The sequence below is a fragment of the Streptomyces sp. NPDC059564 genome (assembly GCF_042735575.1).
GTDB lineage: Bacteria > Actinomycetota > Actinomycetes > Streptomycetales > Streptomycetaceae > Streptomyces.
Genome location: NZ_JBHWBP010000180.1, coordinates 1 through 14,669, shown reverse-complemented (window position 1 = coordinate 14,669; position 14,669 = coordinate 1). Strand labels below are relative to the sequence as shown.

At 73.3% G+C, this 14,669-nt stretch carries 15 protein-coding genes and 1 tRNA gene; 13 read left to right on the top strand and 3 right to left on the bottom strand.

Annotated elements, in window-relative coordinates; genetic code table 11:
• The first annotated feature begins 75 nt into the window (after positions 1 to 75).
• The 5 genes from ACFV0Q_RS25955 to ACFV0Q_RS25935 are packed head-to-tail and all read left to right on the top strand — an operon-like array spanning position 76 to position 3,824.
• Positions 76 to 1,794 (top strand): sensor histidine kinase, encoded by a 1,719-nt coding sequence (locus ACFV0Q_RS25955; protein ID WP_385008762.1) that lies wholly within the window; start codon positions 76 to 78, stop codon positions 1,792 to 1,794.
• Positions 1,795 to 1,842: 48 nt separating this feature from the next.
• Positions 1,843 to 2,280 (top strand): roadblock/LC7 domain-containing protein, encoded by a 438-nt coding sequence (locus ACFV0Q_RS25950; RefSeq protein ID WP_385008761.1) that lies wholly within the window; start codon positions 1,843 to 1,845, stop codon positions 2,278 to 2,280.
• Complete coding sequence (locus ACFV0Q_RS25945; protein WP_385008760.1) at positions 2,277 to 2,699, top strand: DUF742 domain-containing protein; 423 nt, start codon at positions 2,277 to 2,279, stop codon at positions 2,697 to 2,699. Before ACFV0Q_RS25950 ends, ACFV0Q_RS25945 begins: the two co-directional genes overlap by 4 nt.
• Positions 2,677 to 3,282, top strand: a complete 606-nt coding sequence (locus ACFV0Q_RS25940) for an ATP/GTP-binding protein (RefSeq protein ID WP_385008759.1) — start codon at positions 2,677 to 2,679, stop codon at positions 3,280 to 3,282. The genes ACFV0Q_RS25945 and ACFV0Q_RS25940 overlap by 23 nt, the downstream gene beginning before the upstream one ends.
• The gene (locus ACFV0Q_RS25935; RefSeq protein ID WP_385008758.1) at positions 3,279 to 3,824 is read left to right on the top strand and encodes a GAF domain-containing protein; all 546 of its coding nucleotides are present in this window, start codon (positions 3,279 to 3,281) and stop codon (positions 3,822 to 3,824) included. The genes ACFV0Q_RS25940 and ACFV0Q_RS25935 overlap by 4 nt, the downstream gene beginning before the upstream one ends.
• A 45-nt stretch (positions 3,825 to 3,869) precedes the next feature.
• Here ACFV0Q_RS25935 and ACFV0Q_RS25930 read toward each other — a convergent pair whose 3' ends face one another.
• Positions 3,870 to 4,775: a transketolase family protein gene (locus tag ACFV0Q_RS25930; RefSeq protein WP_385008757.1), complete on the bottom strand. Its 906-nt coding sequence runs from the start codon at positions 4,773 to 4,775 to the stop codon at positions 3,870 to 3,872.
• Positions 4,776 to 4,787: 12 nt separating this feature from the next.
• On the bottom strand, positions 4,788 to 5,489 hold the full coding sequence (locus ACFV0Q_RS25925) for a transketolase (RefSeq protein ID WP_385008756.1): 702 nt from the start codon (positions 5,487 to 5,489) through the stop codon (positions 4,788 to 4,790).
• Positions 5,490 to 5,648: 159 nt separating this feature from the next.
• Between ACFV0Q_RS25925 and ACFV0Q_RS25920 the strand changes: the two genes are divergently transcribed.
• A tRNA-Pro gene (locus ACFV0Q_RS25920) sits at positions 5,649 to 5,725 on the top strand.
• 200 nt (positions 5,726 to 5,925) lie between these two features.
• Here ACFV0Q_RS25920 and ACFV0Q_RS25915 read toward each other — a convergent pair.
• Complete coding sequence (locus ACFV0Q_RS25915) at positions 5,926 to 6,492, bottom strand: GNAT family N-acetyltransferase (RefSeq protein ID WP_385008755.1); 567 nt, start codon at positions 6,490 to 6,492, stop codon at positions 5,926 to 5,928.
• 150 nt (positions 6,493 to 6,642) lie between these two features.
• Here ACFV0Q_RS25915 and ACFV0Q_RS25910 point away from each other — a divergent pair, with 150 nt between their 5' ends.
• The 7 genes from ACFV0Q_RS25910 to ACFV0Q_RS25880 are packed head-to-tail and all read left to right on the top strand — an operon-like array spanning position 6,643 to position 14,562.
• Positions 6,643 to 7,929, top strand: coding sequence for an ATP-grasp domain-containing protein (locus tag ACFV0Q_RS25910; RefSeq protein WP_385008754.1), 1,287 nt, complete (start codon positions 6,643 to 6,645; stop codon positions 7,927 to 7,929).
• Positions 7,926 to 8,756 (top strand): Rossmann-like domain-containing protein, encoded by an 831-nt coding sequence (locus ACFV0Q_RS25905; protein ID WP_385008753.1) that lies wholly within the window; start codon positions 7,926 to 7,928, stop codon positions 8,754 to 8,756. Before ACFV0Q_RS25910 ends, ACFV0Q_RS25905 begins: the two co-directional genes overlap by 4 nt.
• Positions 8,753 to 9,874, top strand: a complete 1,122-nt coding sequence (locus ACFV0Q_RS25900; protein ID WP_385008752.1) for a PLP-dependent cysteine synthase family protein — start codon at positions 8,753 to 8,755, stop codon at positions 9,872 to 9,874. The genes ACFV0Q_RS25905 and ACFV0Q_RS25900 overlap by 4 nt, the downstream gene beginning before the upstream one ends.
• Complete coding sequence (locus tag ACFV0Q_RS25895) at positions 9,871 to 10,911, top strand: enolase C-terminal domain-like protein (protein ID WP_385008751.1); 1,041 nt, start codon at positions 9,871 to 9,873, stop codon at positions 10,909 to 10,911. Before ACFV0Q_RS25900 ends, ACFV0Q_RS25895 begins: the two co-directional genes overlap by 4 nt.
• Positions 10,908 to 12,182, top strand: coding sequence for an MFS transporter (locus ACFV0Q_RS25890; RefSeq protein WP_385008750.1), 1,275 nt, complete (start codon positions 10,908 to 10,910; stop codon positions 12,180 to 12,182). The genes ACFV0Q_RS25895 and ACFV0Q_RS25890 overlap by 4 nt, the downstream gene beginning before the upstream one ends.
• Positions 12,179 to 13,000 carry a class I SAM-dependent methyltransferase gene (locus tag ACFV0Q_RS25885; protein WP_385008749.1) on the top strand — a complete coding sequence of 274 codons (822 nt, stop codon included), beginning with the start codon at positions 12,179 to 12,181 and terminating at the stop codon, positions 12,998 to 13,000. Before ACFV0Q_RS25890 ends, ACFV0Q_RS25885 begins: the two co-directional genes overlap by 4 nt.
• Positions 12,997 to 14,562 (top strand): ABC transporter substrate-binding protein, encoded by a 1,566-nt coding sequence (locus tag ACFV0Q_RS25880; protein WP_385008748.1) that lies wholly within the window; start codon positions 12,997 to 12,999, stop codon positions 14,560 to 14,562. Before ACFV0Q_RS25885 ends, ACFV0Q_RS25880 begins: the two co-directional genes overlap by 4 nt.
• The last annotated feature ends 107 nt before the right edge of the window (positions 14,563 to 14,669 follow it).

The following is a 14,669-nucleotide window of genomic DNA, read 5'->3' as shown; positions in this document are numbered from 1 at the left end:
CTAGCGTGGGTATCCGGTGATCAACACCGGGCCCCGGGACCGCTGGGGGCCGGGCCCCACGTACCGAGGACGCCGATGTCCGGACTCCGCGCCGCCCGCCACTCCCCGTCGAGACACGCCGTCACCGGACCCGGCCGGCAGATACGCCCCCAACTGCTCCGCGCGGCCGTCCTCCCCACCCTCGCCGCCGGGCTCAGCGGCGCCGCCGCGGTGATCTTCACCCTCCAGCTCGGCGGCGGCGCCGGGGAACGCGACGCCCGGCTCTGGCCCGTGCTCACCGGCTGCGCCCTGCTCTTCGTCGGCGCCCTCGCCGCCGCCCTCCTCGGCGCCCAGCGCTCCGCCAAGGCCGTCCGCGACCGTTGCGAGGCCCTGCGCCGCTCCAGCGTGCGCGGCCGCCAGGAGCTGCGCACGGCCGCCGAGCGGCTGGAGCGCGGCGAGAACCCGGGCCGGCCCGTGCGCGGGGGCCCGACCGGCGCGGCGCCGGCCTCCGATCCCGCCGGGGTGGACGAGTTCTGGCTGCTCGCGCAGGAGCTGCGGGGCGCCCGTGAACAGGCGCACACGACGCTGGTACGCCTGGCCGTCCCGGCCGCTCCCAGCGACAGCGACCGCAAGGTGGAGGTCTTCGTCAACCTCGCGCGTCGCCTTCAGTCGCTCGTGCACCGCGAGATCTCCCTCCTCGACGATCTGGAGGATTCCGTCGAGGACCCCGACCTGCTCAAGGAGCTCTTCCACGTCGACCACCTCGCCACCCGGATCCGCCGCCACGCCGAGAACCTCGCCGTGCTCGGCGGGTCGGCCTCGCGGCGCCAGTGGACCCGGCCCATCGACCTGAGCGAGGTGCTGCGCTCCTCGGTGGCGGAGGTCGAGCAGTACACGCGGGTCAAGGTCGTGCCCCCGGCGGGCGGCACCGTGCGCGGACACGCCGTCGCCGACGTGGTGCACCTGCTGGCCGAACTCGTCGAGAACGCCACCGTGTTCTCCGCCCCCGACACCGACGTCGTCGTGCGTGCGGAGCGGGTCACGGCCGGGATCGCCGTCGAGGTCGAGGACCGCGGGCTGGGCATGCCCACCGAGGAACAGCACCGGATGAACGCCCTGCTGGACGACCCCGACCAGGTCAGCGTCCGGCACCTGCTGGCCGACGGCCGCATCGGCCTCTACGTCGTCGCCGCACTGGCCCGGCGCCACGGCATCGCCGTCGAGCTGAAGTCCAACATCTACGGCGGGGTGCTCGCCGTGCTCGTGCTGCCCCGGACCCTGCTGGGCGCCGAGGCCCCGGGCGCCGCCGACGCGGCGGGCGGGTCGCGGGCCACCTCGTGGGGGACCGGCGAGGGGAGCGCGGTCCCTCCGCTGGAACCCGTACGCGTACACGTGCCGGGCCCCTGGCCGGAGGGGGAGCGGGGCGCGGAGATGCCGGCGCCGCCGCCCTGGCCGGACGCGGAGCCGGATCGGGAGCGCATGTGGAGGGCGGAGGCGGAGGCCCCGGCTCCGGCCGCTCCCGCTCCCGGTGCCGCGCCCGCCCGGCCCGCACCGGCCGGGGCGGGAGCCGCGCTGTCGCCCGTACCGCCGCAGGCGTCGCCGGAACCCGGGTACGCGACCGTGCCGCCCGCCCGCGTCGACGAGGACCGGCCGGCGCTGCCCCGGCGCCGGGCCCAGCAGCACCTCGCGCCCCAGCTGCGCGAGACCCCCGCCCCGCGGCGGGCCCCGGAAGCCGAGCAGCCCGTACACGACCCGGGCCTGATGGCGGCCTTCCAGCGCGGCTTCGGACTCGCCCAGTCGGAGCAGCAGGCATGAACCGGGCCCCACGCCCGGACCCCTCACCCCAGCAAGGAGCACACCCCCATGGCAGGCGAAGTGGCGACGAAGACCAGCAGCCTCTCGGACCTCGACTGGCTGCTCGGCGGCCTGGTCCAACGCGTGCCGTACACCCGCAGCGCGGTGCTGCTGACCGCCGACGGGCTCGTCACCTGCGTGCACGGCCTGGACCCGGACAGCGCCGACCACATGGCCGCCCTGGCCTCCGGCCTGTACTCGCTGGGCCGCAGCGCCGGAGCCCGCTTCGGGGAGGGGGCGGAGGTCCGGCAGGTGGTGGTCGAGCTGGACACGGCCCTCGTCTTCGTCTCCGCGGCGGGCTCCGGGACCTGCCTGGCGGTGCTCGCGGACCGGGAGGCCGACGCGGGCGTACTGGGCTACGAGATGGCGATGCTGGTCAAGAGCGTCAGGCCGTACCTGGCCGCCCCGCCGCGCCGCCCCGCGCACACCGCCGACGCGGAGCGATGAGGACCTGGGCGAGGGGGGCCCACGGATCCGGCGCACCGCGCGACACGCCCTGGCTGGACGATTCGGCGGGCCGCGTCACGCGCCCGTACACCGCGAGCGGCGGCCGCACCCGGGCCGCCGTCCACCTCGACCTGCTGTCCCTGGTGACCGCCACCGGGGTCCGGCCGCGCGTCCCGCTCGGCGCCGAACACACCCTCGCGCTGCGGATCTGCGCGGGCACGGCCGCCGTGACCGTCGCCGAGGTGGCCGGGCAGCTGCGGCTCCCGGCGGTGGTGGTGAAGGTGCTGCTGTCCGACCTGATGGAGTACGGGGCCGTCTCGGTACGGGCGCCCCGCTTCCCGGGCGGCAGCGGCTCGTTCGCCGACGACGACCAGACCCTGCTACGGGCGGTGCTCGATGGCCTACGCCGGCGGCTGTGACGCCCCCGCCCTGCCCGCGACCCTGAAGATCCTGGTCGCGGGCGGGTTCGGGGCGGGAAAGACCACCTTCGTGGGCGCGGTCAGCGAGATCGAGCCGCTGTGCACGGAGGAACTCCTCAGCGGGCTGAGCGAGTCCGCCGACCCCCTCGACGGGGTGGAGACCAAGACGGCGACGACGGTCGCGCTGGACTTCGGCCGCCTCACCCTCGACGACCGGCACGTCCTCTACCTGTTCGGCACGCCCGGGCAGCAGCGCTTCTGGTTCCTGTGGGAAGAGCTGTGCGCGGGCGCCCTCGGAGCCGTGGTGCTCGCCGACACCCGCCGTCTGGACGACTGCTTCCCCGCCGTCGACTTCTTCGAGCGGCGCGGGATCGGATTCGTCGTCGCCGTCAACGAGTTCGACGACTCCCACCGCTACACCGCCGAGGAGGTCCGCGAAGCGGTCGGACTCGACCCGGGCGTCCCCGTCGTACGGTGCGACGCGCGGCTGACCCGGTCCGGTACGAGCACCCTCGCGGCCCTCGTCCACCATCTGCTCTCCACCGCCAGGCAAGCCCACTCGGATCCGGGGGAACCGCCATGACCTACTACGAATCGACCGGCCACCTGCTGCTCACCCCGGTGGACCGGGAGGCCCCGGCGCGCGCCGTCCGGCTGCGCGAACTGGGCCTGGGGGAACGGGTGGACACCGAACTCGACGCCTTCGCGGCGCGGGTCGCGCGCACGCTGGGCGCCCCGCACGCCGGGGTCAACTTCGTCGGGGAGGAACGGCAGTTCTTCGCCGGCCTGCACCACGGCGCGGGCGCCGCGCAGGGCGGTTACCCGGCACGGGTGCTGGCCCGCGACCACGGCTACTGCCCGCACGTGGTGGTGCGGCGCCGGGCCCTGGTCCTGGAGGACGTACGGGACTTCGCGCGCTTCGCGGGCAACGCGGTCGTGGACGAGAGCGGGGTGCGCTCCTACCTGGGCGCGCCCCTCGTCGACCGGCGGGGCATCGTCCTGGGGACGGTGTGCGCGGTGGACGTGGTACCGCGGAGGTGGGGCACGCAGGGCCTGAACACGGTCAAGGCGCTCGCCGCCGAGCTGGTGGCGCTGCTGCACGGCCGGGAGGACCGGCACGGCTGACGGCGCGGGGCCGGGCGGGGGCACGCCGGCCCCCGCCCCGGGCGCTCAGCGCAGGAACCCGGTGACGCGCTGCCGCAGGGAGGCCGCGTCCAGGCCGTGGGCGGCGGTGTGCTCCCCGGTCGTGCCGTACCGGCGCAGCTCGGCCCGGCCGACGCCGAGCGGCAGGATCCGGTGCGGGACCTCCATCAGGGCCTGCCCGGCGGCGGCCGCGGAGGTGCCGGCGAGGTACGGCTCGACCAGGACGACGTCCGGCGCGGCGTGCCCGACGGCGGTGCGCAGGGCCGCGTCGTCGAAGGGCCGCACGGTGGCGGCGTAGAGCACGGTGACGTCGAGGCCCTCGGTCGCGGCGAGGACCTCGTCCAGCGTGGGCCCGACGGCGACGACCACGCCCGCGCGTCCCGTGCGTACGGTCTGGAAACGCAGGTCGCCGACCGGGCGCGGCCGGGCGTTGGACAGCTGGCTGAGGCGGACGTACACCTTGTCGTCCCCGGCGGCGTAGGCGTGGCGCAGCAGCGCCTCGGCTTCGTCGGGGTGGCCGGGCACGTGGACCGTCCAGCCGTCGAGCGTGTCCAGCAGCGCCACGTCACCGGGCGCCATGTGGGTGAACCCGCCGGCCGGCCAGTCGTAGCTGGCGCTGGCGCTGACCAGCACCCCGCCCGTGTCCTGGTGCCCGAAGTCCAGCTTGACCTGCTCGAAGGGGCGCTCCACGAGGAAGCTGGCGAAGGTGTGGACCACGGGCCGCAGACCCGTGAGGGCCAGCCCGCCGCCCACACCGATGAGCAGCTGCTCCCGGATCCCCACGTTGATCACCCGGTCGGGGTGGCGCTGCCGGGCGGGCCGGAACCCGTCCATGGTGATCTCGGCGAGCACGACCGCCAGCCGGTGGTCCTCGTCGAGCAGCTCCGACGTGACCGAGACGAACCGTTCGCGCATGGTGTCCGTGACGTCCATGACGCCCCCTCCTCAGAACTTCTTCTCGACGCGGGCGACGACGGCGTGCGGCCGGCCCGGATGCGGTGCGGTGAAAGCGGCGTACAGCGCCTCGTGGTCGCGGCCGTCCACGGTGGCGGCCGTCCAGCCCGCCGCCTCGAAGCGGGAGGCGATCCCGCCGCGCCAGCCGTGGGTGGCGGAGTCGTTGTCGATGACCAGGGTGTGCAGCCGTTCCAGCCCGGACGACCCGGCGTAGGCGAGGGCCTCGTGGTTGCTGCCCTCGTCGAGCTCCGCGTCCCCGATCAGCACCCACACGGCCGGGTCGTCCAGCCCCTGCGCCCGCAGCCCGAGCGCACTGCCGACGCCGAGCGGGAGCCCGTGCCCGAGCGAGCCGCTGCCGATCTCCACGCCGGGGATCAGCGTCCGGTCGGGGTGGTGCCCGAGGGGGGAGTCGTAGGACCCGAATCCGCTCAGCCACTCGACGGGGAAGAACCCCTTCGCGGCGAGCACCGCGTAGTACGCCATCGGCCCGTGCCCCTTGGACAGCAGGAACCGGTCCCGCCCCGGATCCCCGGCGGTCCCGGGCCCGACGCGGAGGACCCGGTCGTAGAGCACCCACAGCGCGTCGAGCGTGGAGGTGGCGGCGGGCCCGTGCTTCTCGGCCCCGGTCATGAGCGCGATGAGCCGGCCCAGATCCTCGTAGCGGAACTCCGTGTCCGCGGTTAGCTGCGTCATACAGCAACTGTGCTTCCTCAAGCGGACTTCAGGTCAAGCACCGGTCACCCTCTATGTCAGTTCGCGCCGACCACGGAAACCCGCGCGCGACCACCCCGGGAAGTGCGGTATTGTTCTCGTGCTGGTCCGGCCAGGGGAAACCCCAGGTCAGAGGGCCATCGGGACGTGGCGCAGCTTGGTAGCGCACTTGACTGGGGGTCAAGGGGTCGCAGGTTCAAATCCTGTCGTCCCGACCATGCGGAAACGCAGGTCGGAGGCCGTTCTCTCATACGTGAGAGGGCGGCCTTTCGTGCGTCCGGAGCCATGGTGGTCGCAACATGGTCGCACGTCCGGTCCGTGGCCGGTCGGCAGTGGCGCTGAAGCCGGGGACTTCGGGGGAGCGGAGGCTGCTGGTGGGGGCCATGCCTCATGCGGGCACCGCTGGAGGAGCGCCGGGTCACCTGATGGCGGCGGCCGGAGCCGGGACCGGGATCTCGAAGTGGACCGTCCCGTATCCGCCGTGCTCGCCCGTCTCGCGGGCGTCGAACACCTCGGTCGCGAGGCTGCGCCAGAACCCCTCCGCGCCGGGGATGTCGACATTGGTGTGCAGGTAGATGCTCTCGTAGCCGGGCACGCTCGCGGCGAAGTCGCACGCGGCCCGGACCATCGCGCGGGCCAGCCCGTGGCGGCGGTGCTCCGGCCGCACGTACACGCGCAGGAGCTGAGCGGTGCGCCCTGACGGGTAGCGCTCGGCGAGCCGGCGGGGGTGCGGCGGGTGGACCGGGCCCCGTGAGTTCAGCGCGGTGGTGCCCACCACCTCACCGTTCCGTACCGCCACCACGAGGGTGTGGCGCGGGTGTCTCACGTACGTGCCTTCGATGTCGACGACGTCGTCGTGCCAGCTGGGCACGTACCCGTAGTCGAACTCCCGGTAGAAGGTGTCGAGCATGACGCTCCGCGCGCCCGCCACGTCCTCGGGTCCTGCGTGCCGTACGAGGTACGGGCCGATCTCCTGATCCCGCATCCGATCTCTCATCACTCCGCCTCAGTCCTTGGTTCCAGGAGCGGCAGGCTACCCGAAATCCGTCCTGTTGGAAATGAAAACGATTTCCGATAGTGTCCGGACCGGCTCGTACGCACCACGAGCAGTGACGGCGGTCTGAGAGGAAGTCCCGTGGGACATCTGCTGGTTATCGAGAGCTGGGTGGGGTCGATGAGCAGGCTGCTGCCCAGGGCCATCCGTGAGAGCGGGCACGAGTTCACGTTCGTCACCAGGGACCTGCACCACTACCTGCGCGCAGCCCCCGCCGACGGGCCGCACCCGTTGCTCGCCGCACGCAACCTCATCACCGCGGACACCAACGACATCGACGCACTGCTGCCGCACCTGGAGCGGCTGCATGACGTGCTCGGGTTCGACGGGGTCGTCTCCTCCTGCGACTACTACCTGCCGGCGGTCGCCCGTACGGCTGAGCGCCTCGGCCTGCCCGGCCCCGCCGCGTCCGCGGTCGAGGCGGCCTGCCGCAAGGATCTGACCCGCCGGGTGCTGGCCGAGGCCGGGGTGCCCGGCCCCCGCTTCGCGCTGTGCGCGGACGCGGAGCGGGCGGCTGAGGCCGCCCGGGAGATCGGCTATCCGCTGGTCGTCAAGCCTGTGGACCTGTGCGGCGGGATGTTGGTCCGCGAGGTGCGCGACGAGGGGGAGCTGGATGCGGCCTGCCGGGCGCTGGCCGCATTCCCGGTCAACGCGCGGGGACAGGACCGTACGACCGTCGTCCTCCTCGAAGAGCTTCTGACCGGCCCCGAAGTCAGCGTCGAGACCGTCTCCTTCGGCAGTGCCACGCATGTCGTCGGCGTCACGGACAAGAGCGTCGGCGGGGCGCCCGCCTTCATCGAGAGCGGCCACATGTTCCCGGCGGGCCTCGCGGCCCAGTTGGAGTGCGAAGCGGCCGACACCGCGGTGGCGGCGATCAAGGCCCTCGGCCTGGACCACGTGGTCTGCCACACGGAGATCAAACTGACCCCCGATGGACCCAGGGTGGTCGAGGTGAACCCCCGCCCGGCCGGCAACCGCATCACCGAACTGGTCCGCCACGTCACGGGCGTCGACCTGGCCGCTGCCTGCGTCGAGGTGGCCCTCGGTCGCATCCCGGACCTCACCCCACGCGCGACCGGCGTGCACAGTGCCGCCATCGTCTTCCTGCTCCCCGACACCACCGGCATCCTCACCGGCATCGAGGGCGCCGACGGCGTGCGCGAGGAGCCCGAGGTCCTGGAACTCGCCCTCGCCGAGCCGGGCCGCCCTGTACGGGCGGCGACCAGCAACAACGAGTACCTCGGCCACGTCATGACCGCCGACACCCGGGGCAGCGGCGCCCGCGAGAGCGCCGAGCGGTTCCTCGCCCGCCTGCACCCCACGTTCGGAGCGTGTTCGGCCGAGCTGCCCTCGGTGGTGCTCGCATGACCGCTCCCACCCTGCATGAGCCCACCGTCCGCACGGTCGACCAGCTCGTCGCGCACGTCCGCACCGGAGGTTACGGCCCCGGCCCGGCCGAGCAGCGCATCGCGCTCGCCTTCACCACCGCCCAGGCGGTACGTCACGAAGGCCGCGCGAGCGGCTACCGCAACGAGGTCCTCAGCCTGCGCCTCGGCGCGGCCGTCGGATCCTGCGCCGTCGAGCCGGGCGCCCTGCCCGCCCGCGCGCTCGACGACTGCGTCGGCGCCACCGTGGCCGAACTGCTCGACCACCAGCTGCTTCCCGTGCGGATCGCGGCGCTCGACGCCTACCTGATGTCCGTACGGCCGCACACCGCCGACCACGGGGCCCGCCCGTACGCCCTGCCCGCCGGCAGCTCCCTGCACCGCTCCAGGGCGCGCGCCCGCGCGGTCATAGACCTGTTGCCGAGCGGCCCGCAACGAGTCCTCGTCGTCGGCGTCGTCAACTCCCTGCTGGAACAGCTGCGCGAGCGCGGCGCCGGCTACGTGCCCTGCGACCTCAAGGGCGGCACCACGGAGTGGGGCGAGGCCGTACGGACGGACGCCCTGGCGGAGCTGGACGCCTGCGACGCGATCCTCGCCTCCGGCATGACCCTCGGCAACGGCAGCTTCCAGCCGCTGCTCGACCACGCCGGGGCCACCGGAAAGCCCCTGGTGGTGTTCGCCCAGACCGGCAGCGCCGTCCTGCCCCGCTTCCTCGGGGCCGGAGTGAGCGCCGTGTCCGCCGAGCCCTACCCCTTCTTCTGGCTCGACGGCGGCCCCGGGGTCATCCACCGCTACGGAGGCGCCCGGTGACCACCGCCCCCCTGCTGCACCGGCCGCCTGCCGACGTGGGAAACGCTGACCTGCTGTCCTTGGCCGGGGGCACCCCGCTGGCTCGGATCCGAACCGAACTCCCTTACCCGCAACCCGGGTTCTGGGCCAAGCTCGAATGCCTCGGCGCGGGCGGGATGAAGGCCCGCGCGGCGCTCTCCATGCTCCGGGGCGCCCGCAGGCGCGGTGAGTTGCGCCCGGGGGCGCCCGTGGTCGAGTCGACCTCCGGCACGCTCGGCATCGGTCTCGCGTTCGCGGGCCAGGCCCTCGGGCACCCTGTCTTCCTCGTCGGCGACACCGAACTCGAAGCGTCGATGCGCCAGTTGCTGCGTACCTACGGAGCCCACCTGGAGCTCGTCGACCGTCCCGCTCCCGAAGGGGGGTGGCAGGCCGCTCGGATCACCCGGCTGCGCGAGCTGCTCGACCGGATGCCGGAGGCTTACTGGCCGGACCAGTACAACAACCCCGACAACGCGGCCGGGTACCTCCCGATGGCCGCCGAACTCGCCGCCCAGCTGGACCACCTCGACGTCCTCGTCTGCAGTGTCGGCACCGGCGGTCACAGCGCCGGGCTCATCGGCCCGCTGCGCCGCCGCTGGCCGCGGCTGAAGGTGATCGGCGTCGACTCGGTCGGCTCGGCGATCTTCGGCCAGCCCGTTCGCCCCCGCCTGATGCGCGGGCTCGGGAGCAGCATCCACCCGCGCAACGTCGCCCACCACGCCTTCGACGAGGTGCACTGGGTGGGCCCGGCAGAGGCGGTGGACGCCTGCCGCCGGCTCGCCCGTACCAGCTTCGTCAGCGGTGGCTGGAGCACGGGCGCCGTCGCCCTGGTCTCCGCCTGGGCCGCCCGGGTGGAAGCGGGGGCGGTGGTGGCGACCGTCTTCCCCGACGGGCCGCACCGCTACCTCGGCACCGTCTACGACGACGACTTCTGCCACGCCCATGGCCTGGACCGGGCCGAACTCGCCGTCCGTCCGCTGGAGATCCGCCACCCGGAGGCGGCCGAGGCCGTGGGCTGGGCCCGCTGCCGCACCGTCGTCGATCCCGTGGCCGCCGCCCGCCCACGTGTTTCCGTACCCGCGCAGGGAGGCGCCGCATGAAGCTCACCTGGCACACCACCGAACTGCGACTGGCCGAGCCGCTGCGCATCTCCCGCTCGGTGATGGACCGCCGCGACGCCGTGTGGGTCCGCATCGAACACGGCGGCCTGCGCGGCTGGGGTGAAGCCGTCAGCAGCGATTACCTCGGGCTGCCCACCGCACGCATCCTCGCCCACCTGGCCGCCGCACGCCCGGCCGTCGAAGCCTTCCCCGACCCCGAGAGCGCATGGGCGCAATACCGGGCGGGCGCCCTGCCGGCCGGCGTGCTCGCCGCGCTCGAAGCCGCCCTGCTCGACCTGGTCGGCAAACGGGCCGGCCGGCCCGCCCACCAGCTGCTGGGCACGGACGCCCCGCCGGCCGCGGCCACCGCGCGTACGATCGGCATCGTCGCGCCCGGCCTCGCGGCCGCCCGGGCCGCACGCCTGGCCGGCCACGGCTTCAGCGTCCTCAAGGTCAAGGCTGGAGCCCCGGACCCGGCGGACGACCTCGCCCGCGTCGCAGCCGTACACACGGCGGCCCCCGACGCGGAGCTGCTGCTCGACCCCAACGGGGCCTGGACCGAACGTCAGAGCCTGGAGCTCCTTCCGCGCTTCGCCGCCCTCGGCGTCACCGCGGTGGAGCAGCCCATCGCGCCCGGCCGTCCCGACGTCCTGGCCCGCGTGGCGAAGGAGTCCCCGGTCCCCGTCATCGCCGACGAGGACGCCGTCTCCTACGAGGACGCCGCAGCCCTCGCCGGACTGGTGCACGGCGTCAACGTCAAACTGGCCAAATGCGGCGGAGTACGGGCTGCCCTGCGGATATACGAAGCCCTGCGCGGCAGCGGCACCGAGTTGATGCTCGGCTGCCTCGCCGCCAGCTCGCTCGGCATCGCACCCGCCGTACACCTCGCGGACCGGGCCCGCTGGGTGGACCTCGACGGACACCTGCTGCTCGCCGACGACCCGTGGGCGGGGATCGGGGGTACCGACGGCACCGTACGGGCCGCGAACCGCCCCGGCCTGGGCGTCAGACGGGCCCACGTGGAGGCCGTACGGTGAAGACCCTCACCTCGGTATCCAGCTTCCCACCCGCCGTGCGGCTCCTGCTCGTCAACCAGCTGGGTGTCAACACCGGCTTCTACCTGCTCATCCCGTACCTCGCCACCCACCTGTCCGATGACTTGGGGCTCTCGGCGGCCGTCGTCGGCGTGGTGCTGGGACTGCGCAACCTCAGCCAGCAGGGGCTCTTTCTCATCGGCGGCTCGGCCGCCGACCGGCTCGGCGCCCGCGGCGTGATCATCGCCGGCTGCGCCCTGCGGACCGTGGGGTTCGCCCTGTTCGCGCTCGGCGACAGCCTGCCGCTGCTGCTCGCCGCGTCCATACTCAGCGGGCTCGCGGGGGCCCTCTTCAACCCCGCCGTGCGCACCTACGTCGCCCAGGAGGCCGGCGGGCGCAAGGCGGAGGCCTTCGCCCTCTTCAACGTCTTCGCCACCACCGGCGCGCTGCTCGGCCCGCTGCTCGGCACCTTGCTGCTGCTCGTCGACTTCCGTACCGCCGCCGTCACCGCGGCCGGGGTGTTCGCCGTCCTCACCCTCGCACAGCTGCTCGTGCTACCCGCCCGCAAAGCCCCGGCCCCCGACACCGGCCTGCTCGACGACTGGCGCGAAGCAGCCGGAAACCGCCGCTTCCTCGCGTTCTGCCTCGCCATGGTCGGCATGTACGGCCTGCAGAGCCAGCTCTACCTGCTGCTGCCCGACGCAGCGGTGCGGGCGTCCGGCCGGGACGGCTCGATCGGGCTGCTGTTCCTCGCCGGGACGATCGCGAACCTGCTGTTCCAGTTGCGCATCACCAAATCGCTCAAGGCCCGGGGCAGCCGCGCCCGCTGGATCGCTGCCGGACTCGGCGTGATGGGCCTGGGCTTCGTCCCACCGGTCCTCGTCGCCGGCGCCCCGACCCCGCACCCGGCCTACCTGCTCCCGATCCTGGCCGGAGCGCTGCTGCTGCACCTCGGCGTGATGATCGCCCAGCCGTTCGTCATGGAGCTGATACCGGCCTTCGGCCGCGAGAACCTGACCGGCACTCTCTACGGCTTCTTCTACGCGGTGTCCGGGATCGCGGCCGCCGTCGGCAGCGCCGCGATCGGCTGGTCCATGGACACCGCGGGCAGCACCGGCCTGACCTGGCTCCCGTACGGGTGCTGCCTCGCCCTCGGCCTGGCCTCGGCGGCGGCCGTGGCCCGTCTGGACCGGCGGCGCGCGCTGCCGGAGCCCGCGGTCCCGGAGACGCTGTCCGCGCCTGCCCCCGCCCGTCCCCGAAGCGAGACCCGATGACCCCTGCCACCAGCGGAAATCTCCTCACCGACCATCCCGAGCTGTACGAAGAGCGCTTCCCCGACCGGGACCACCTCGCGGCCCGCTGGACCGAGGACGTGCTGGCCCGGCACGGCGCCGGTCCCCGCGTCCTCGACGTGGGCTGCGGCACCGGCCGCGACGCGGCCTGGCTGCACCACGAGGCAGGCCGGCGGGTCACCGGTATCGACACCGCCGAGGCCATGCTGGCGCACGCCCGCTCCCACCACCCCGGTCCTGACTACCGGCTCGCGGACATGCGGCACTTCGACCTCGGGGCCGCGTTCGACGCGATCGTCTGCCTGGACAGTGCCTTGCTGTACTGCCACACCAACGACGACCTGACGGCCTTCCTCGCCCGCTGCCGCGCCCACCTCACCCCCGGCGGACTCCTCGTCGCGGAAATGCGCAACGGGGCCTTCTTCCTCGGCAGCACCGAGCTGCTCGACGGCCCGCGCGCCGCCGCGTTCGGCTGGCGCGGGACCACGTACACGTCGCACACCACCCTGTGGATCGACCACGGCGCACAACTCCTGCGCCGCCGCCGCACCTGGACCGCCGACGACGGATCGGCACCGCAGGAGCAGCACTCCGCCTGGCGCCTCCTCTTCCCGCAGGAGCTCCGGCACTTCCTCGCCTCGGCCGGGTTCGAGGTCCTCGCCCTGCATGACGGCCCAGGCCCCCGCACCGAACCGTCCTGGAGCGAAGGCGACCCCCCGCACGGGACCACGAGTTCCGACCGCCTCCACCTCATCGCCCGGCTCATGCCCCACCGCAGCAACGGAGACACCACCCCATGAACGACCCTCGTTCCAGCCTCGCCCGCAGAGGCTTCCTGATCGCCACCGGTGCCACCGCCCTCGCGGTCACGGCCGGATGCGGCACCGGCGGCACCACTCCGGACGCCAAGGATGCCGCGGACGGCGCGCCCAAGTCCGGCGGCCGGCTGCGTGCCGCCTTCGCCGGCGGCGGCGCCAACGAGACCCTCGACCCGCACGCCGCGAACCTTTTCGTCGACGCCGCCCGCGCGAAGGCCCTGTTCGACAAGCTTGCCGACTTCGGCGCCGACCTCGCCGCCGTGCCCCGGCTCGCCGAGCGCTGGGACCCCAACGAGGCCCTCGACACCTGGCGGATCACCCTGCGCAAGGCCGCCTTCCACGACGGCAGGCCGGTCACGGCCGAGGACGTCCTCTACAGCTACCGCAGGATCGCCGACCCGAAGGGCACCTTCCGGGCCAAGGCCTCGCTGGAGCCCATCGACCTCGACGCGAGCCGCGCCGTGGACGCCGCCACCGTCGAGTTCAAGCTCAAGCGACCGTACGCCGAATTCCCCAACGTCCTCGCGGCGTTCGGCGCGTACATCGTCCCCAAGGACGCCGCCGCCTTCGACAAGCCCGTCGGATCCGGCCCGTTCAGCTTTGTGTCCTTCAAGCCCGGAAGCTCCCTGGTCGTCAAGCGCAACGACGCCTACTGGGAGGGCGCACCCCATCTCGACGAGCTGGAGTTCGTCATCGCCTCCGAGGAGTCGGCACGCGTCAGCGCCCTGCTCGGAGGCCAGGTCGAGTACGCCCACGAACTGAACCCGGCCACCGCCCGCACCCACGAGGGCAAGGGAAAGATCGACATCGTCCGGCTCCCGGGCAGCGCCATGCAGGGCTTCGTCATGAAGACCGACCGCCCCCCGTTCGACGATCCCCGGGTCCGCCAGGCCTTCTTCCTCATCGCCGACCGCAAGGAACTCGTGGACGGCGCCCTCTCCGGCGCGGGTGAGATCGGCAACGACCTCTTCGGCAAGGGGTGCCAGTACTACGCGAGCAGCCTGCCGCAGCGCACCCAGGACCTTGAAAAGGCCCGCGCGCTCCTCAAGGAGGCCGGAGCCGAGGGACTGAAGGTCACCCTCGACACCGCCCCCGCCGCCACCGGGTTCGTCGAGGCCGCCGGCATCTTCAAGGAGCAGGCGGCGAAGGCCGGGGTCACCGTCGAGGTCAAGGTGGGCAACAAGGACACGTACTGGAAGGACATCCTGTCCTCGGGGACGTTCGCCTCGTACCGTTCGGGCGCCATGCCCATCGAGTCCCACATCTCGCAGCGGCTGCTGACCGGCTCGACCACCAACGCCACGAAGTGGCAGCACAAGGACTTCGACGACCTCTACCAGCAGGCCCAGTCCACCCGCGACGAGAAGCAGCGCGCCGCCCTCTACGAGCGCATGCAGCGCCGTCTCCACGACGAGGGCGGCTTCCTGATCTGGGGCTTCGCGGACTGGATCGTCGCCAGCGCGCCCAAGGTGCGCGGGGTGTCCAAGACCGCTCCCGCCAACACCCTCGACTGGGCCCGCTTCGACAAGATCTGGCTCGCGTGACACCCCACCTGTCATGGGCCGGCCGCCGTCGGCGGAGAGGGCGGGGGCGGTCGTCGGGCCTCCTCCGGTTAATCAAACTTCGAACCAGAGCCGAGCCCGGTACTTGT